Source organism: Mycobacterium sp. NGS19, from assembly GCF_059813155.1.
The window spans coordinates 124,915-143,133 of the sequence record NZ_JCALEB010000006.1; the positions used below are offsets into that span (position 1 = coordinate 124,915).

Sequence of the window (18,219 nt, forward strand, 5' to 3'; positions counted from 1 at the left end):
CGATCGCCCGTTGCCCGGTCCGCCTGTTCGGGCACAATTGGCGGATGCACACCGACGAGTACGCCCCCGGCCGTCTGGTCGACCTGTACGGCGACGCCGCCCACGGCACCGTCCTGGTCTGGCACGGGATGCAAACCGACGCCCGCGAGGCGGTTCGACCGCTCGCCGAATTGATCGCCGGCCATGGCCTGAAAGTGGTTGTCCCGGACTGGAATTCGCATGCCGACGATGGTGGGCGCGCCGATCTGCTGGGATCTGTCGCCTTTTTGCGTCAACGTGTTCACGATGCAGAACCCGTGGCGCTCGTCGGCTGGTCGATGGGCGGGGCTGCCGCGGCGGGATTCACGCTGCACGCCGATGACTTCGGCGTGTCCCTCGCCCATACGGTCTGCCTGGCCGGTGCCTTCATGGCCGCCGACCCGATCTCCGGCAAGCAGCCCGGCACCGACCTGCGTGCCGGCCGGCATCGGACGCCGTTCACGCTGCTGCACGGCGACGCCGACGACGTGGTGCCCGTGCAGGCGAGCCGGGACTTCGCGGCGACGCTGCGGCAGCACCAGTGGCCGGTCGAGCTCGTCGAGCTGCCTACCGACCACGCCGCGATTGCCGGCGCGCGGTATGACCCCGTCGCCGACCGCTATGGCCCTGCCGACGACACCGAAACGATGGCGGTCGCCGGCGGCGTCGCTGCACGGATTGCAGCGGTGCTGGGGCGTTGAGTGCGCAGCTCCCGCGGCCGGACGCGGACCTGCCGCACCTGGCCGACGTGAATCCGTCGGTGTTGGCCGCAATGGGTGCGAGCGGCTTTGAAGGCCGAATCCCGCTGCGAGGCAACATTTCTGGCGCGTGCGTGCTGCTCATCGACGGTCTCGGCGCCGAACTCCTGGACGCGTACACGGCCGATGCGCCGGTGCTGGCAGAGATGCGAGGGCCGACGCTGCAGGTGGGGTTCCCGTCCACCACGGTGGCCGGACTCGCCGCGCTGGGCACCGGTTGCCGGTCCGGCGAGCACGGCATGGTTGGCCTGTCGTTCCGGTTGCCCGGTACCGGGATGATGAGCGCGCTGCGGTGGCGCGGCCACCCAGGGGGCGGTGACCTTCGCGCCGACGCGCCGCCCGAGCAGGTGCAGCCGATGCCGACGACGTTCGAGCGGGCGGCATCGGCGGGCGTCGACGTGCGCGTGATATCCGGCGCGGATTTCACCGACTCGGGGTTGACCCGCGCAGTGCTGCGCGGCGGCCGCTACGTCGGTGTCCTGGCCATAGGCGATCTCGTCGCCCGCGTGCGTGAGGCGGTCGCCGGTGGCGGGTTCTGCTACGGCTACCACGGACACCTCGACCTGGTCGGACATCTGTACGGTCCCGGCTCGGAAGCGTGGCGGATGCAGTTGCGGCAGGTGGACCGGCTCGTCGAATCGGTGGTCGAGGCCTTGCCGCCCGGCGGGCTGCTCGCGGTCGTCGCCGACCACGGCATGGTGACTGTCGAGCACTCCGACATCGTCGACGCCGACACCTGCCCACCCCTGCTCGACGGAGTGCAGGCCATCGGCGGGGAGCCGCGGGCCCGGCACGTTTACGTCGAGGACGGCGCCGCCGACTCTGTGCTGGCTGCGTGGCGGGAGACGCTCGCGGAGAAGGCCTGGGTGGTGTCGCGGGACGAGGCAATCGCCGCGGGCTGGTTCGGTGCGCGAGTCACCGACGCGGTCCGCCCGCGTATCGGCGATGTGGTGGCCGCGGCGCGCGGCTCGGCGGCCGTAGTCCGGTGTACGGCCGAGCCTGCCGAGTCGGCGCTGATCGGCCAGCACGGCTCACTGACCGCCGCCGAGCAGCGCGTTCCGCTGTTGCTGGCCTACGGCTGAGTCTTGCGGTTACCGCAGAACCATTTCGATCGCCTGTGCTGTCAGCGGGTCCACGATGCACGTGAAGTGGTTGGCCTGCGGAGTCTCGACGACGCGCACCGCAGGGTTCGCCGCCCGCAGCGCGTCGACCGCGTTGTCTCCGACGATGAGCGCACCGTTGAGTGGCTTCTTCGCACGCACCAGCACGGTCGGCATCGTGAGGGCGCGCCAGTGCTCCGTCCAGTCGCGCGGCCACGGCTGGTAGAGATCCTCCTCGGCCGCGGCGCGCGACGTCGACGGACTCCACGAGCCGTCGTCGCGTTGCTGGAGTTCGTAGGTGTAATAGCTGTCCCAGAACGGCGACCACGGCTCGATCACCCCGGCCGCGCGAATGAGCTCCACGTACGCCTGCGGCGTCGGCATCACCGCATCGAGGCGTCCCAGCCCTGACCGGATCGGGGCCAGCGCCGCCGGATCCGTCGGCCCGGCGTGGTCGATCAGCGTCACGCTGCGCAACCGGCTGCGGTCGTGTAAGGCCACCCGCATCGAGATCAGCGCGCCGAGCGACCAGCCGGCGATGTCGAATTCACCGACGCCGAGCGCACCGGCGACCGCCAGGACATCACGGGCGTGGCTTTCCAGTCCGTAGGTGCCCGGCGGCGTGATCTCACTGCGCCCCCGGCCGCGCAGGTCGATGGCGACGACCTGCCGGTGCGGGCCGGCCAGCCGCTCCGCCAGCCAGTCGAACGCGGTCAGGTTGGCGGACAGGCCGTGGATGCAGAGCAGCAGCGGTGCGTCTTCGGCACCCCATCGGCGGGCCCGGATACGCCCGGAGGGCAGGCTCAGGTCGAAGTCCACCCGGCGGACTCTACGCCGCAACGCGCCCCGGTAACGTTTCCACACATGACCGCTACGCCGATTCAGGACATCCCCCTCACGACTATCGACGGCGAGTCAATCTCGCTGTCCCAGTTCGCAGATCGCGCGGTGCTGGTGGTGAACGTGGCCTCCAAGTGCGGCCTGACGCCGCAGTACAGCGCGCTGCAGAAGCTGGCCAGTGACTACGCCGATCGGGGTCTGACCGTGCTTGGCGTGCCGTGCAATCAATTCATGGGTCAGGAACCGGGCAGCGCTGAAGAAATCAAGACGTTCTGTTCCACCACCTACGGCGTGACGTTCCCGCTGCTGGAGAAGACCGACGTGAACGGCGAGCATCGCCATCCGCTGTACGCCGAGCTGACGAAGACCCCGGATGCCGACGGCACCGCCGGCGACGTCCAGTGGAACTTCGAGAAGTTCCTGCTCGCCCCGGGCGGGCGCGTGGTCAACCGGTTCCGGCCGCGCACCGAGCCGGACGCTCCCGAAGTGATCGCCGCCATCGAGGCAGTCCTGCCGGGGTAGCACCCAGCGCATGCGACACTCGGGGCATGGTTGTCGCAATCGCTCGGCCCAAGCTCGAAGGCAACATCGCCGTCGGTGAAGATCGCCAGATCGGATTCGCCGAGTTCGGTGCCGCGCAAGGACGTGCGATCTTCTGGCTGCACGGCACACCGGGCGCTCGCCGGCAAATACCCACCGAAGCCAGGGTCTTCGCGGAGCGCGAGAACATCCGGCTGATCGGCCTCGACCGGCCGGGCATCGGGTCGTCGACGCCCTATCAGTACGAGACCGTCGCCCAGTTCGCCGACGACATGCGCACGATCGCCGACACGCTCGGCATCGACAAGATGGCCGTCGTCGGCCTTTCCGGCGGTGGCCCGTACACGCTGGCGTGCGCCGCCGCGATGCCGGAGCGCGTCGTGGTCGCCGGTGTGGTCGGCGGTGTCGCGCCGACGACTGGGCCGGATCGGATCGGCGGCGGCCTGATGGCCCTGGGCTCCCGCGTCGCTCCGCTGCTGGAGGTGGCGGGTGGCCCGGTCCGGTTGACCGCAAGCGCGCTGATTCGGCTGATCCGCCCCGTCGCGGGGCCGGCGGCCGATATCTACGGCCTGATGTCGCCGCCCGCGGACAGGCGGCTGCTGGCCCGGCCCGAGATCAAGGCGATGTTCCTCGACGACCTGCTCAACGGCAGCCGCAAACAGCTCGCCGCGCCGTTCTACGACATCGTGGTGTTCGCCCGCGACTGGGGATTCCGGCTGGAGGAGGTCAAGGTTCCCGTGCGCTGGTGGCACGGCGACGCCGACCACATCATCCCGTTCTCGCACGGGCAGCACGTGGTGAGCCGGCTGCCCGACGCCGAGTTCTATCCGATGCCGGGCGAGAGCCACCTCGGCGGCCTAGGCCGCGCTGAAGAAATTCTGCGCACGATGCTCGAGGTGTGGGACCGCGACCAATCCAGCCTCACCCACCTGTCGCGGACCTGACCGGCGAGCGGTCGAGCAGCGCACGGCGCAGCAGATGCATCGCGACGGTGGTCGATCGTTCGCGAACGTCTGAGCGGTTGCCCGGTAGTCGAAGGGTCCGCGTGACCGTAGGGCCGTCCGCCAGCATCACGCTGAAACACACTGTGCCAACGGGCTTTTCCGGGGATCCCCCGCCCGGTCCGGCGATCCCGGTGATCGCGATCGCGGTGTCGGCGCCGAAGCGTCGCAGCGCACCTTGCGCCATCGCGTGCGCCACGGGCTCCGACACTGCGCCGTGCTTCTCGATCAGCCGGGGGTCAACCCCGAGCACGTCGGCCTTGGCCTCGTTCGCGTAGGCCACCACCCCGCCCGCCACGTAGTCCGAGGACCCGGCGCGCTCGGTCAGCCGGGCAGCCATCAGGCCTGCCGTGCATGATTCCGCCGTCGCGATCCGGCGCCCGGTGAGCAGCTCGGCCACCTGGTCGTCCACCTGAGAGCCGTCTTCGGAGAAGACCTCGCGGCCGTGGCGGCTTCTCAACACCTCCATCAGCTCGCTGTACACCGACGCGGCGTCAGGCTCGTAGCGGGTGACCATCTCGATTTCGCCGCGCCGCAGGCAGGTGGTGATCTCCAGCCTGTCGAAACCGGCCACCGTGTGTTCGGCCTCGCGCAGGGTCTCGGCAAGTGCCGACTCGGGCAGCCCGAACATCCGCACGGTTTCCTGCCGGTACACCGTCCGGCCGGCCAGTGCGTGCTGAACCGCTTCTGTCGCAATGGCTTTGGGCCACATGGGCTGAAGCTCGCGCGGCGGGCCGGGCAGCACCACGATCGTCGGCGTGCCGGGGACCACCACGCCGGGCGCCGTTCCCACCGGGTCGATCACGTGCGATCCGGCGGGTATCAGGGCCTGCTTGCGGTTCGCGGCTCGGACCGCCTCGAGGTCGACATTGTCCAACCGCGCCATCAGCCGCTTGAGGATGTCAGTGATCTTTTGCTCCAGCGCTTCGTCGAGCACCAGCTCCCGGCCGCAGAAGCGGGCCACCGTCGCGACGGTCATGTCGTCGGCCGTGGGACCCAGTCCCCCGCTGGTGACGATCAGGTCCACCCGCTCGTCGGCGAGAAAGCGCAGCTGCGCCTCGATGTCGGCAGCGCGGTCACCGCAGAGGGTGATGTGGGCAAGCTCGACGCCCAATTCCAGCAGCCGGTCGGCGATCCACGGCCCGTTGCGGTCCTGCACCCGGCCGGTCAGAACCTCGGTGCCCGTGACGACGATTCCTGCGCGAGCGGTCACCGGACAAACTTACCTGCGCGACAATCGGGCAACGATCGTGGCTGTCGCAGCGCAATCAGTGGGCGTTGCGTCAGCCGTACAGGTCTTCGAATCGCTGTATCGAGCGCTCGATGTCACCTTTGACCGCGCGCGCCGCCGCCGCCCCGATCGGTCCGAACAACGGCTTTCCGCCGAGGTCGATCCTCACCTTGAACGAACACCCCGACGGGGTTTCAGACACGGTCATGGTCAACGCATACTTGGTGCCGCCCACGCCGTTGCCGGTGATTTCGAGCAAGGCGGGCGGCTCGATCTTCTGTATCGTCCACGTGACGCGGTTGCGCAATCCCTTGGCGCGGGCGACGCCGACGACTGTGGTGCCGACAGTGAGTTCGTCCGGCAACTCGCTGCGCCAGCCCTCGTGCATCACCAGCCAGTCGCCGAGTTCGGAGAGGTTCGACGCGTGTTCCCACGCCTGCTGCGGGGTCAGCGACAACTCCCGGGATAACTCGAGTTTGGCCACCTCGGGATGCTACCGGGATAGCCTGTGGCGGTGACGCGGGCACCAGGGCTGTACCGGGTTGCCCGCAGCCGCACCGATCGGCGATCTGCACAATGACGGTCGCCGAGCGTCGCGAACGGACACTGTTCGGTCACCCGATCGGGCTGGCCAACCTGTTCGGAGTCGAACTGTGGGAACGTTTTTCGTTCTACGGCATGCTCACGATCCTGGGCTACTACCTGTACTACTCGGTGACCGTCGGCGGGTTGGGGCTGCCGAAAGACACAGCGACGGGGATCGTCGGCGCCTACGGCGGACTGGTGTATCTGTCGACGGTTTTCGGCGGCTGGATCGCCGATCGGCTGCTCGGAATGGAACGCACGGTGTTCTACGGCGGCGTCGTGGTGATGACCGGACACATCGCACTCGCGGTTGTGCCCGGATTAGCCGGTGTCGCAACGGGATTGGTTTTGGTGGCGTTCGGTTCTGGTGCGCTGAAGGCCAACGCGTCGTCACTGTTGGGCACGCTCTACGAGAAAGGCGACGCCCGCGGCGACGGCGGTTTCACGCTGTTCTATCTTGGGGTCAACCTCGGTGCGTTCGTCGGGCCGTTGATGACTGGCCTTCTGCAGACTCACGTCGGCTTTCATTACGGCTTCGGGGCCGCTGCCGTGGGGATGGCGGCGGGCCTCACGCAGTATCTGGTGTTTCGCCGCAATCTGGGCAGTCACGGCCGGGACGTACCGAACCCTATGCGACGCAGCGCAATTGGCCCCCTGATCGGGATTGTCGGTGCCGCGGGGGCAGCACTGGCGGTGGCGCTGCTGACCGGGCTGGTGCGGTTGTCGAACCTGTCCCAAGTGACCACCGGGGTGATCGTCGCGGCGTCGGCGGCATATTTCGTGACGATGCTGACGAGCTCGCGCGTCGGACCGACCGAGCGCTCGCGGGTCCGGGCTTTCATTCCGCTGTTCGTGGCCAACGTGGTGTTCTGGTCGCTGTTCCAACAGATCTTCACCGTGTTGGCGGTGTATTCCGACGAGCGGATCAACTGGTCGATCTTCGGCTGGACCGCGCCGTCGAATTGGATCGGCTCGATCGAACCCGTGTGGGTGATCGTGCTGTCGCCCGTTTTCGCGGCCATTTGGACCCGGGTGGGCACCCGCGCGCCCAGCACCCCGCGCAAATTCGCCTACGGCGTGATCGGGATGGGGTTGGCGTTCTTGCTGTTTCTCGTGCCGGCCGGCTCGTCGGGCAAGGCTGTCCCGGCCCTTCTGATAATGGCGATCATGGCGGTGTTCGCGGTATCAGAGCTGCTGATTTCGCCGATCGGCCTTTCCGTCACGACAAAGCTTGCGCCGCAAGCATTCCGAGCACAAATGATGGCGCTGTTCTTCCTTTCCGTCGGCATGGGCACGTCGATGTCCGGGGTGCTGGCGCGCTACTACAGCTCCGAGCACGAATTCGCTTACTTCGGGATCATCGGGGCGGTCGCCGTGGCGGCCGGCGCGGCGGTCTTCGCGATGACACCGTGGGTGAGCCGCCGCATGCAAGGTGTGCATTGAGCTGTTCCTGCGCTGCAGGCGTGCACGGTCACACCGGTATTCGGCGTTGCCGGTCGGATACCGGCCACACATACGGCAGGTCCGACGCGACGTCGCCGAAGAAGCGCCGGTAGTGCGCGGGATCCTTGCGCAGCAGCGCCGACTGGTGGCTTCGGTGGAATGCCGGATCGCCGAGCCAGGGCGGCAGCTCGCCGGCAGCGCGCAGATGGTCCTGACTGCGAACCGCCGAAAGACCGGTCGCCTCCCGCAAATCGGCTGCAAGAGTGGCCGCACATGTGTCGCCATGACCACGCTGGCACCAGACGTCGCAGATTGTCAGGCCGTAGCGCACCAGCGCCTCTTCGTAGCCCGCCCACATCGCCGCGGCCGGATGACGACGCCACCCATATCCCGGCACTGTCAGCGCGCGCAGCACCTGGATCGTTTCGACGCGCTGCTTACCCAGCCGTCGCTGGTCGAGCACATGCGCGGTGTCGTCGAAACCGGGATATGGCAGGAACGTCTGCACCGGCCGCGGATACCCGGGCCTTCAGCACGTCACACCGGCGTGCGCTGCCCGAGCTCATCGATCGGACGGCGGAGCGAACGTGATCACCAGCACGTCGCGCTGCGCGGGCTGGCCCGGGTCGGTCGGGCGAATCGGCGTGACACCGTGGACCGTACGGCGATCGTCGCCCAGAAGCAGCGTGCCGGGTTGCGAAAGGGTGGTCGTCAGAAGGTGATTGCCGTCGGCGTCGTAGACCGAGCTTTGGCCGCCGACCGCGTTGCGCCGGCAGATGAGCAATGACGTCACCAGGGTCACGCCGTCACGGTGCAAGCCCTCGGGCGTCGGCTGACCTGCGTCGTCCGTCGTCGCGAGCACCCGGAACGGCGTCACTTTCGCGCTCCACTCGCAACGGTCTTCGAGGGTATTTGCGAACTCCCGCAACATGTCCAGCACCGCGTGCAGCAGCGGATCCTTCGCGAATGCGTCGGTCAGCGGCTCGAACCACCGGGCGTGGTCGACGTAGAGCGGGTTGGAGCCTTCGGGCTGCACGAAAGTGCTGTGACTCAGCAGCTCGGCGGCGCCGTCACGAAACGTGAAGTGGCCGTAACGCCGGAGCCGCTGGGTGCCGAGTTCGGCCGCATAGGGGTCGGGCGCGAGTTCGTCCCAATGCCGGCCGAACGCGGCCCATGCCCCGTCGTCGGCGTCGAGGCGTGCGTTCACCTCCGCTGGCGTCATCAACGCCACGCCCGTCGAGGTGAGGTCGGTCATGGCGCAGTGATACCTGCCTGGCGATGCGGTTAAACGCTTACCGCAGGCGCCGTGACCGTGCACACCTGTACAGCGCTCGCCGGCGTGTCGGCGTGCAAACGCGCACGTTCGCGGGGCAAGGGGGGCGGTTCAGAACTGTTTGTGCGGCACGTCGGCGACCAGGCCGCCGTCCATGACGAACTCGGCGCCCGTGGCGAACGACGACTCGTCGGAGGCCAGGAAGACGACGAACGTCGCCACCTCCTCCGGGGTACCGGGCCGGCCCAGCGGGGCTTGCACCATGTCGTCGGGCAGATGCTTGGTCATCGGCGTGCGGATGAACCCGGGATGGATCGAGTTCACGCGAATCTTCTGCGGGGCCAGCTCGAGCGCCGCGGACTTGGTCAGCCCGCGTACTCCCCACTTCGACGCGACGTAGCCGTGCACCCAGGGTGCGCCGCGCAGGCCCTCGATCGAGGAGATGTTGATGATCGAGCCGCCACCGGCGTTTTCCATCGGCTCGACGACGGCTTGCATGCCCAGGAACGTGCCGGTGAGGTTAACGTCGAGCACCTGCTGCCACTTCTTGAGATCGTGGGTCTTGAGCGGGCCCAGCGCGACCGTGCCCGCGTTGTTGACGAGCACGTTGAGCTTGCCGAACTCGTCGACGGCCGTGGCCACCGCAGCCTTCCACTGTTCGGGGTCGGTGACGTCGAGGTGGACGTAGCGTGCTGCATCGCCGAGCTCGTCGGCCAGCGCCTTGCCTTCGTCGTCGAGGATGTCGCCGATCACCACCTTGGCGCCTTCGCCCACCAGCATCCGTGCGTGCGTCGCGCCCATGCCCCGCGCGCCGCCACTGATCAGTGCAACCTTGTCGTCCACGCGTCCCATGACGCGTCACGGTACCTCAGGAAATAGAACCTGTTGCAATTCGGTCGGAGAACACCGCCTTGCCCGTGACGAGCGGCAGGTCCAGCGTCGTCCTGATGCCGGGCGGTGCGGCGACGACCGCGGGGATCGCGTTCACGATTCGGCCCGCCGCGGCGACGATCGCGGCGTGGTTGTGGTCGCCGCGCGTGCTCGACGGACAGATGTCGACTTTGTAGGAGGGCTCGCCGGCAATCTCCACCCGGTAGGAGCCGCCGGGCTGCGCGGGCTGCGGCCAGTCCGGCCGCAGGTCTTCGCGTAGCCGGGTGACGTGTTCGACGACGATTGCCGGTCGGCCGCCGACGATCCCGCGGATTTCGAAGCGCAGCGCGGCGACCGTGCCCTTGGCGATGTGCCCCGCCGCGACGTCGAACGCCTCAGGCGCCGGCTCCCGGATGCACGAATCGGTGATCTCGTCGATCTCGACGCCCAGACCCGCGGCCAGCTGACGGATGCCGCAGCCCCACGCCATGGACAGCACGCCGGGCTGGAACAGGATCGGGACGTCGTCGAGCGGTTTGCCGAAACCCATCACGTCGAACATGACGATGGCGCCGTCGTAGGTGGCGTAGTCGGCGATCTCCATGCAGCGCACCTGCTCGATGCGCTGGCAGGTCTGGGCGAACGCAAGCGGGATGAGGTCGGTGACGAATCCCGGGTCGACACCGTTGATGAACAAGCTCGAATTGTTGTGCAGCGCAGCGTCTTCCAGTGGCTTGATGTACTGGTCCGGCATGACCTGCCACGGGTACTGCATCACCACCGGCGCCGAGCCGACGACGTTGATCCCGGCCGCGAGGATGCGTCGCACGTCCTCCATCGCCTGCGGCAGCCGGTTGTCGCCCATTGCGCAGTACACCGCGCAGTCCGGCTTGGCGGCGAGCACCGCGTCGAGGTCGGTGGTCGCCGTGATGCCGGTGGCGGTGTCCAGGCCGGCCAGTTCACCGGCGTCCTTGCCGACCTTCGCGTCCGATGACACCCACAGCCCGGTCAGTTCCAGCGCAGGATTGGTGAGGATCCCGGTGAGCGCCAGACGACCGACGTTTCCGGTTCCGATGTGTGCGACGCGGATGGCCATGCCCGGCACCGTAACAAGCCGACAGCGGCTACCGTGCTAGTAGTGGATGTTCGGTTGTCAGACCCGGTCGCGGAGATCGCCGCAGGCCTTCACGGCCCGCGCGTCGGTGCGTTCTTCGACCTCGACGGGACTCTCGTCTCCGGTTTTACGGCGACCGTTCACGCCAGTGATCGCATCCGGCGCGGCCAGGCCCGGATCGGCGAAGTGCTGGGCATCCTCGAGGCATCGCTGCGATACCGATTCGGCCGGATGCAGTTCGAGCGCTTGCTCGTCCGGGCGGCGGGTTACCTGCGCGGTGAACTGCTCGACGAGCTCGACCAACTCGGCGAGCAGCTGTTCGCCCGCCACGTCGCCGCACGGGTCTACCCGCATATGCGCGACATCGTTGCGGCGCACCAAGATCGCGGCCACACCGTGGTGATGAGTTCGTCGGCCCTGACCATCCACGCCCTGCCGGTCGCGCGGTATCTGGGCATCACGTCGGTGGTATGCAACCACTTCGAAGTCGACGAGCGCGGCGCGCTGACGGGCAGAATCGTCAGGCCGGTGGTGTGGGGCGAGCAGAAGGCCGCCGCGGTGCAGCAGCTGTCCGACGCGAAAGGCATTGAGCTGCAACACAGTTACTTCTACGCCGACGGCGACGAGGACATTGCGCTGATGTCGCTGGTGGGACACCCCCGCCCGGTCAATCCGCGGCCCCGGCTTGCCGCGACGGCGGCGCAGCGTGGATGGCCGGTGCTGCGTGTCACCGGCGCCGAGGGACGCTCGCGCGCGCGGTCCCTGCGCGCGGTGGCCAGCCTCGGCTGGGCGGCGCTGATGCGGTACGCCGTCAGCGCCACCACGCGCAGGCAGTGAGAGCGGCCGGCACGCGTCTCTGGCTCTAGTCTCGAGCGTGTGACGAATACGCTCGATGATCCCAAGGTCGCGCGCGCCCTCGACCGCATGTACCGCGAGGCCGCCCAGCAGTCGGAGATGTTGCGCCAACGGCACACCGAATGGCAGCAGTTGGCAGCGGCGAGCCCCCAGCAGCGCGCTGACGCGCTCAGCGAGATCTACATGCCCGTGACACCCGAGGCGGGACGGCTGCTCTATGCGCTGGTGCGTGCCTCGCGGCCCGGCACCGTCGTCGAATTCGGTATGTCCCTGGGCATTTCCGCGATCCATCTGGCTTCGGCGGTGCGCGACAACGGCCACGGGCGCGTCGTCACCACCGAACTCAGTGCCGCAAAGGTGGCCGCCGCCAAGAGGACGTTCGCCGAGACGGGATTGGACGAGGTGATCACCGTCCTCGAAGGTGATGCGCTGGCAACGCTGCGCACGCTGACGGGGTCGGTGGAGTTCGTGTTGCTCGACGGGTGGAAAGAGATGTACCTGCCGGTGCTCGAACTCCTCGAACCACTCTTGACGCCCGGAGCGTTGATTGTCGCCGACAACACCGACATGGCCGACACCAAGCCGTATCTGAATTACGTGCGCGATCCCGCCCACGGTTACGTGAGCGTCGGCTTCCGCGCCCGCGACGTCGACAGCATGGAAATCAGCTGTCGCGCAACCACTTAGCGGCTAGGCGAACTGCGCTGGGCGCCGCTGCGCCCACGGAGCGGCGAGCTCGAGCTGGCGAGCCAGCCGCAGCAACAGCCGCTCTCCGCCCAGCGGTGCCACGAACTGCACCCCCAGTGGCAGCCCCGCACCCGTCCAGTACAGCGGCAGGCTGATGGCCGGGCGTCCGGTGATGTTGGCCAGCTGCGTGTACGGGACCCAGCCCAAGTTGCGCTGGATGATCTGGTCGGCGATGCCGGTCATCTGCAGCACCCGCACGGTTCTGGTCCGCAGCAGCGCGTCGGCCATCGTGCGCAGCACGGCGGGCAGATCCAGGGCGCCGATGCGGATCGGCGGCTCGCCCAGGGTTGGCGTCATCAGCAGATCGTGGGTGTCGTGCAGCTGCGCCAGACCGGCGATGTGCTGGTGGCGGCGCTCCTGTGCCTGCTGCAGATCGACGCTGCTGACCGCGCGACCGAGGGCGGCCATCACCCGGGTGTCTTGTTCGAAGCCGTCATCGCCGGCACCGGTGTCGCGTTTGATCCGGGCCACCTCGATCGCCTGGTTGACGAACCAGACGGTCAAGAAGTCGCGGGCGAGCTGGCCGTCATCCCACGTGGGCCGGACCTCTTCGACGTGGTGTCCGAGCTCAGTGAGCAGATTCGCCGCGCTCTCCACGGCGCGCACGGCTTCCGGGTGGGCCGACCCGCGGATCACCGAGTGGGTGGTGAAACCGACTCGCAGCGGCTCAGGCGGGCGATCGAGGTCGTCGAGGAACGGGCGCTCGGGGATGGCCGGCGCGAAGGCCGACACCGCGTCGGGGCCGGCCAGCACATCGAGCATCGCGGCGGTGTCGCGCACCGACCGTGAGATCACCCCGTGGGTGGCCTGTCCGTTGAGCGGATCGCTGGCATTGGGGCCGTGCGGGATCAGCCCGCGACCGGCTTTTAGGCCTACCAGCCCGGTACACGCGGCGGGAATGCGGATCGAGCCGCCGCCGTCGCTGGCGCCGGCTACCGGGACGATGCCCGCGGCGACCGCTGCCGCGGACCCGCCCGACGAGCCTCCCGGGGTGCGGTCCAGGTCCCACGGGTTGCGGGTCGGGCCGAACAGTTCGGCCTCGGTGACCCCCTTCGCGCCGAACTCCGGGGTTGTGGTCTTGCCGAAGACAAGAAGCCCCGCGTCGAGCCAGCGCTGCACCACCGTGCTGGTGTCGAACACCGTGCGGTTGGCCAGCGCTCGGCAGCCGTCCGTCGTTGTCGTGCCGGCGAGGTCTTGGCGCAGGTCTTTGATCAGGAACGGCACGCCGGCGAACGGACCGTGCAGCGGTCCGCTCGCGCGCTGCTGCGCCCGCTGATCCAGGCGCGTGCAGATGGCGTTGATCTTCGGGTTGAACCGGTCCGCCCGCGCTCGGGCAACCTCCAGGAGCTCCCCCGGCTGGATGTCACCGGCCGCGACCAGTGACGCCAGACCCAACCCGTCGAGCTGCGTGTACTCTCGCTCCTCCACGGTGGCGAACCTAGCGCAAACGCACTGCACGCCCGCCACATTGGCGGGCGTGCAGCGTGCCGATCAGGGCAGAGCCGAGAAGGGGTTGAGGTTCGGCGGCAGCGCAGGCGCCCCCGGCGCCGGTGCGGGCGCCGCGGCGGGTGCGCCGGGGTTGGCGCCCAGGTTCGGCATCCCGAGCCCGTTCAGGTTGCCGGGCAGGCCGAGCTGGTTGAGCAGCGGCGCCACCGGAAGGTTGGCCGGCATGTTGAGCTGGCCCTGCGGCACGGTGCCGACAAGCGAATTCATGGGCGCCGAGATCGGCGCCGCCGGCTGCTGCGGCAGAGTGAGCGACGCGCTGGCGGTCGGCGCTCCCGGCGTGGGGGCGGAGGCCGGTTGGCTGATGCTCGGCTGGCTGGTGGCCGGCTTCGGGGACAGCATCGACGCCGCGCTCTGCAGGAACTGTGATGCCATCGCCGGGGCGTTGGCGAGCTGCGACATCATGTCGATCCCGGGAACTCCGGGTGCTGCCGGAGCCGGATCGGCCGCGGCGGTTGGACTGAACGCAACGAACGCCGCGAGGAATCCTCCGGCTGCTGCTGCGATGGTGGCGGTGCGAGTGCCGATCCGTGCCATGTGTTTTCCCTATTCCGGTTGATGTCAAGACCTGACCCCGAAGCTAGGTGTGTTACTGATGGTGCTCAAGTGACACTTGTGACCATTACCGAACCGATATGAGGCCGACGCGCGGCGGTTATGGGATCGGTCCGCTGACCTGGTGACGCGCCCACGACGGCCCAGCTGCGCCCTACTGGCGACATGCGGAGAGCCGGGTACTAAACTAGAACACGTTTCAGTTCGCCGGCCGCGGCCAAAGGAGCAGGTAATGCACACCGCCATCTGTGACGAGTTGGGCATCGAATTTCCGATATTCGCATTCACGCACTGTCGCGACGTGGTCGTCGCGGTGAGCAAAGCGGGCGGCTTCGGCGTGCTGGGTGCCGTCGGCTTCACGCCTGAACAGCTCGAAATCGAGCTCAACTGGATCGACGAGCACATCGGCGATCACAGCTACGGCGTCGACATCGTGATCCCCAACAAGTACGAGGGGATGGATGCCAACCTGTCGGCCGAAGAGCTCACCAAGATGCTGCAGTCGATGGTGCCCCAGGAGCACATCGACTTCGCGAAGAAGATTCTCAAGGACCACGGGGTGCCGACCGACCACAGCGACGAGGACGCGCTGCGGCTGCTGGGCTGGACCGAGGCCACCGCGACGCCCCAGGTCGAGGTCGCGCTGCGGCACCCGAAGATGACGTTGATCGCCAACGCGCTCGGCACTCCCCCCGTCGACATGATCAAGCACATCCACGACGAGGGGCGCAAGGTCGCCGCGCTGTGCGGCTCGCCGTCGCAGGCCCGCAAGCACGCCGACGCGGGCGTCGACATCATCATCGCGCAAGGCGGCGAGGCCGGTGGCCACTGCGGCGAGATCGGCTCGATCGTGCTGTGGCCGCAGGTGGTCAAGGAGGTTGCGCCGCTTCCGGTGCTCGCGGCCGGCGGCATCGGCAGCGGCCAGCAGATCGCGGCCGCACTGGCATTGGGCGCGCAGGGCGCGTGGACCGGTTCGCAGTGGCTGATGGTGGAGGAAGCCGAGAACACGCCCGTGCAACAGGCCGCCTACGCGAAGGCGTCCAGCCGCGACACCGTGCGCAGCCGGTCGTTCACCGGCAAGCCGGCCCGGATGTTGCGCAACGACTGGACCGAGGCGTGGGAGAAGCCGGAGAACCCCAAACCGCTCGGCATGCCGTTGCAGTTCATGGTGTCCGGCATGGCCGTCGCCGCCACCCACAAGTACCCCAACGAGACCGTAGACGTCGCATTCAACCCAGTCGGGCAGGTTGTCGGGCAGTTCACGAAGGTCGAGAAGACCTCGGCGGTCATCGAGCGGTGGGTGCGGGAATACCTCGAGGCGACGAACCGGCTCAACGAGCTCAACGAGGCAGCGGCAGTCTGAATTACTCATCCGATTCGATTGCACTGCAACGACTTTCGCGGCATCGTCTCGAAAGAGCTCTGCCCGCGGGCTGATCCCGATATACTCCGGCTTCCGGTGTGGTGGCGGGTGAGGAGTTGCGATGGCGTGGTGGAACCGCTCATGGAAAACCGCCGTCGCCGCCGTGCTGGGCGCCGCAGCGATTCCGGGCGTGATCGTGGTCAGCTCTCCCGCAGTCGCGGGAGCCGACGTCTGTGCCAGCGTGGGACGGCGAGTCTCGGTCAGCGGGTGCGCCAACATCGCTGACACCGTTGCGGACTTCGTCCCGCCGCCGCCGTACTACGCGCCGATGCCCGAGGACGAACCGCCGCCTGACTACGCCGCTCCACCTCCGCCTCCGCCCGCACCGGACGTCAACGTCTGCGCGAACGTCGGGCGCCGGATCAGCGTGAGCGGCTGCGTCTGAGACCGGCACCAACTCGTGTCGTGTTCGTGATCGAACGCGCACACCCGCGCGGTATCCACGTACCGGTAAAGGCTTCACGGCCGCAGGAACCCACGTACGCGGAGGGAATGGTCGGTGCGTCGCTGGCGATCTCGCGCGGTGTCGACGCTTCTGCTGCTGGCCGCAGTCGCGGCGCTGGTGGCCACGTTGGCGTTCGTGAACGCAGTGGTGAAGAAGTCATGGACGGCTCGTTCGCTGCCGTCTTCCGCCGCGCCGACGCCACCGAAATCCGCAGTGCCTCAGACAGATTCGCCGTATCCGTCTGACGCCAGGGGGTTCCTCAACAGCCCTGCCCGATGCGACGGCCCGTGGACCGGCGTCGCGTTCGCGCGTACTCAGGGCTCTCTCGTGGCGATCTGCTCCGATCAGCATGGCGACGACCAGTACCGTGCGGTCCGGCTCACTGACGGCGCAGCGCTGAATGTGGCCGCCCAAAACATCGCCGAGCGTGAGTTCGTCGCACGCAATAACGGCGTCACCTATTCGCTGTCGTCGCAGCAGTTGGTGATCAGTCAGGGCGACACCGTCATCCGCCGGGAATCGGTGGTCGAATACCGCGAGCCGCAGGGTCGCTGACCCGACAGGCTCTGCCACCTTGCCTCAAGGCCGTGACGAGACCCCGCAACGTGGTGTAGCAATGCGATAAGCGTCACACAAGTAGCGAGGATGCGCGTCATGGGTAATTCGGGGCCGACACCGAACCTCCCGCCTGGATTCGACTTCACCGATCCGGACATCTATGCCGAGCGCCTGCCCGTCGAAGAACTCGCCGAAATGCGCCGCACCGCGCCTATTTGGTGGAACGAGCAGCCGATCGGCAAAGGCGGGTTCGACGACGGCGGCTTCTGGGTGGTGACCAAGCACAAAGACGTCAAGGAGATCTCGCGGCGCAGTGACGTGTTCTCCAGCGAGAAGAAGACTGCGCTGCCGCGCTACCAGGACGGCGCCGTCGGCGACCAGATCGACCGCGGAAAGTTCGTGCTGCTCAACATGGACGCACCGCATCACACCCACCTGCGTCACATCATCTCCCGCGCGTTCACACCTCGCGCGGTCGAACGGCTGCGCGAAGAGCTGAGCGAACGGGCCCAGGACATCGTCAAGACCGCTGCGGCGCAAGGCCGTGGCGACTTCGTCGAGCAGGTGTCGTGCGAGCTGCCGCTGCAGGCCATCGCCGGGCTGATGGGCGTGCCGCAGGAAGACCGGATGAAGCTGTTCCACTGGTCCAACGAGATGGTGGGCGACATGGACCCGGAGTTCGCCAACAATGACGCCGTGACGGCATCGGTCGAACTCATCAGCTACGGCATGCAACTGGCCGCCGAACGCGCCGACAAACCCGGCGAAGACCTGGTCACCAAGTTGGTGCAGGCCGACGTCGAAGGGCACAAGCTCTCCGACGACGAACTGGGTTTCTTCGTGATCCTGCTGGCCGTGGCGGGCAACGAGACCACCCGCAACTCGATCACCCAGGGCATGATGGCGTTCACCGACTTCCCCGACCAATGGGAGTTGTTCAAACAGCAGCGCCCGACGACCGCGGTCGACGAGATCGTCCGGTGGGCCACGCCCGTCACGTCTTTTCAGCGCACTGCGCTTACCGACACCGAACTGGGCGGCGTGAAGATCAAGAAGGGCCAACGGGTGGTCATGTTCTACCGGTCGGCCAACTTCGACGAAGATGTCTTCGACGACCCCTACACCTTCAACATTCTGCGCGATCCCAACCCGCACGTGGGTTTCGGTGGCACCGGCGCGCACTATTGCATCGGCGCCAACCTGGCCCGGATGACCATCGATCTGATGTTCAACGCAATCGCCGACCACATGCCCGACCTCAAACCCATCTCGAAGCCCGAGCGGCTGCGGTCCGGCTGGCTCAACGGAATCAAACACTGGCACGTGGACTACACCGGTAAGACGGCTGCCCAAGTCTAAA

The 18,219-nt window shown here is 67.7% G+C and carries 20 protein-coding genes; 11 read left to right on the forward strand and 9 right to left on the reverse strand.

What is annotated here, in order from left to right; genetic code table 11:
• Positions 1-44 precede the first annotated feature (44 nt).
• Both AC5Y4N_RS17890 and AC5Y4N_RS17895 read left to right on the forward strand, forming a co-directional pair.
• The gene (locus AC5Y4N_RS17890) at positions 45-719 is read left to right on the forward strand and encodes an alpha/beta hydrolase family protein (protein ID WP_499908241.1); all 675 of its coding nucleotides are present in this window, start codon (positions 45-47) and stop codon (positions 717-719) included.
• Positions 716-1,858 (forward strand): alkaline phosphatase family protein, encoded by a 1,143-nt coding sequence (locus tag AC5Y4N_RS17895; RefSeq protein WP_499908244.1) that lies wholly within the window; start codon positions 716-718, stop codon positions 1,856-1,858. The genes AC5Y4N_RS17890 and AC5Y4N_RS17895 overlap by 4 nt, the downstream gene beginning before the upstream one ends.
• A 9-nt stretch (positions 1,859-1,867) precedes the next feature.
• On the opposite strand, the gene AC5Y4N_RS17900 is transcribed toward AC5Y4N_RS17895, so the two are convergent.
• Positions 1,868-2,695, reverse strand: coding sequence for an alpha/beta fold hydrolase (locus tag AC5Y4N_RS17900; protein ID WP_499908246.1), 828 nt, complete (start codon positions 2,693-2,695; stop codon positions 1,868-1,870).
• Positions 2,696-2,740: 45 nt separating this feature from the next.
• Between AC5Y4N_RS17900 and AC5Y4N_RS17905 the strand changes: the two genes are divergently transcribed.
• Both AC5Y4N_RS17905 and AC5Y4N_RS17910 read left to right on the forward strand, forming a co-directional pair.
• Positions 2,741-3,238: a glutathione peroxidase gene (locus tag AC5Y4N_RS17905; RefSeq protein ID WP_499908249.1), complete on the forward strand. Its 498-nt coding sequence runs from the start codon at positions 2,741-2,743 to the stop codon at positions 3,236-3,238.
• Positions 3,239-3,264: 26 nt separating this feature from the next.
• A complete protein-coding gene (locus AC5Y4N_RS17910) occupies positions 3,265-4,200 on the forward strand; it encodes an alpha/beta fold hydrolase (RefSeq protein WP_499908252.1) in 936 nt (311 codons plus the stop codon).
• On the opposite strand, the gene AC5Y4N_RS17915 is transcribed toward AC5Y4N_RS17910, so the two are convergent.
• Both AC5Y4N_RS17915 and AC5Y4N_RS17920 read right to left on the reverse strand, forming a co-directional pair.
• A complete protein-coding gene (locus AC5Y4N_RS17915; protein ID WP_499908254.1) occupies positions 4,178-5,470 on the reverse strand; it encodes a competence/damage-inducible protein A in 1,293 nt (430 codons plus the stop codon). The two genes, AC5Y4N_RS17910 and AC5Y4N_RS17915, sit on opposite strands and share 23 nt — an antisense overlap.
• Positions 5,471-5,540: 70 nt before the next feature.
• Positions 5,541-5,972 carry a type II toxin-antitoxin system Rv0910 family toxin gene (locus tag AC5Y4N_RS17920; protein ID WP_499908256.1) on the reverse strand — a complete coding sequence of 144 codons (432 nt, stop codon included), beginning with the start codon at positions 5,970-5,972 and terminating at the stop codon, positions 5,541-5,543.
• A gap of 92 nt (positions 5,973-6,064) precedes the next feature.
• Here AC5Y4N_RS17920 and AC5Y4N_RS17925 point away from each other — a divergent pair, with 92 nt between their 5' ends.
• Positions 6,065-7,516 carry a peptide MFS transporter gene (locus AC5Y4N_RS17925; RefSeq protein ID WP_499908258.1) on the forward strand — a complete coding sequence of 484 codons (1,452 nt, stop codon included), beginning with the start codon at positions 6,065-6,067 and terminating at the stop codon, positions 7,514-7,516.
• Between the two features lie 28 nt (positions 7,517-7,544).
• Here the strand turns inward: AC5Y4N_RS17925 and AC5Y4N_RS17930 are convergent, their stop codons facing one another.
• The 4 genes from AC5Y4N_RS17930 to AC5Y4N_RS17945 form a co-directional block, all read right to left on the reverse strand.
• A complete protein-coding gene (locus AC5Y4N_RS17930; protein ID WP_499908261.1) occupies positions 7,545-8,024 on the reverse strand; it encodes an MSMEG_6728 family protein in 480 nt (159 codons plus the stop codon).
• 54 nt (positions 8,025-8,078) lie between these two features.
• The gene (locus tag AC5Y4N_RS17935; protein ID WP_499908263.1) at positions 8,079-8,771 is read right to left on the reverse strand and encodes a 2OG-Fe dioxygenase family protein; all 693 of its coding nucleotides are present in this window, start codon (positions 8,769-8,771) and stop codon (positions 8,079-8,081) included.
• A 129-nt stretch (positions 8,772-8,900) separates the two neighbouring features.
• The gene (locus AC5Y4N_RS17940; protein ID WP_499908265.1) at positions 8,901-9,641 is read right to left on the reverse strand and encodes a glucose 1-dehydrogenase; all 741 of its coding nucleotides are present in this window, start codon (positions 9,639-9,641) and stop codon (positions 8,901-8,903) included.
• Between the two features lie 16 nt (positions 9,642-9,657).
• The gene (locus AC5Y4N_RS17945; protein ID WP_499908267.1) at positions 9,658-10,755 is read right to left on the reverse strand and encodes an NAD(P)H-dependent amine dehydrogenase family protein; all 1,098 of its coding nucleotides are present in this window, start codon (positions 10,753-10,755) and stop codon (positions 9,658-9,660) included.
• A 42-nt stretch (positions 10,756-10,797) separates the two neighbouring features.
• On the opposite strand from AC5Y4N_RS17945, the gene AC5Y4N_RS17950 reads away from it, so the two are divergent.
• On the forward strand, positions 10,798-11,610 hold the full coding sequence (locus AC5Y4N_RS17950) for an HAD family hydrolase (RefSeq protein WP_499908269.1): 813 nt from the start codon (positions 10,798-10,800) through the stop codon (positions 11,608-11,610).
• 39 nt (positions 11,611-11,649) lie between these two features.
• Positions 11,650-12,315: an O-methyltransferase gene (locus AC5Y4N_RS17955; protein ID WP_499908272.1), complete on the forward strand. Its 666-nt coding sequence runs from the start codon at positions 11,650-11,652 to the stop codon at positions 12,313-12,315.
• 3 nt (positions 12,316-12,318) lie between these two features.
• On the opposite strand, the gene AC5Y4N_RS17960 is transcribed toward AC5Y4N_RS17955, so the two are convergent.
• Together AC5Y4N_RS17960 and AC5Y4N_RS17965 are read right to left on the reverse strand one after the other, a co-directional pair.
• Positions 12,319-13,803 carry an amidase gene (locus AC5Y4N_RS17960; RefSeq protein ID WP_499908275.1) on the reverse strand — a complete coding sequence of 495 codons (1,485 nt, stop codon included), beginning with the start codon at positions 13,801-13,803 and terminating at the stop codon, positions 12,319-12,321.
• A 63-nt stretch (positions 13,804-13,866) separates the two neighbouring features.
• A complete protein-coding gene (locus AC5Y4N_RS17965) occupies positions 13,867-14,415 on the reverse strand; it encodes a hypothetical protein (RefSeq protein ID WP_499908279.1) in 549 nt (182 codons plus the stop codon).
• Between the two features lie 250 nt (positions 14,416-14,665).
• Between AC5Y4N_RS17965 and AC5Y4N_RS17970 the strand changes: the two genes are divergently transcribed.
• From AC5Y4N_RS17970 to AC5Y4N_RS17985, 4 genes are all read left to right on the forward strand, one after another.
• Positions 14,666-15,796 (forward strand): nitronate monooxygenase, encoded by a 1,131-nt coding sequence (locus AC5Y4N_RS17970; RefSeq protein WP_499908281.1) that lies wholly within the window; start codon positions 14,666-14,668, stop codon positions 15,794-15,796.
• A gap of 121 nt (positions 15,797-15,917) precedes the next feature.
• Positions 15,918-16,241, forward strand: coding sequence for a hypothetical protein (locus tag AC5Y4N_RS17975; protein ID WP_499908283.1), 324 nt, complete (start codon positions 15,918-15,920; stop codon positions 16,239-16,241).
• A gap of 114 nt (positions 16,242-16,355) precedes the next feature.
• Complete coding sequence (locus AC5Y4N_RS17980) at positions 16,356-16,856, forward strand: hypothetical protein (protein ID WP_499908286.1); 501 nt, start codon at positions 16,356-16,358, stop codon at positions 16,854-16,856.
• Positions 16,857-16,955: 99 nt separating this feature from the next.
• Positions 16,956-18,218, forward strand: a complete 1,263-nt coding sequence (locus tag AC5Y4N_RS17985) for a cytochrome P450 (protein ID WP_499908288.1) — start codon at positions 16,956-16,958, stop codon at positions 18,216-18,218.
• The last annotated feature ends 1 nt before the right edge of the window (position 18,219 follow it).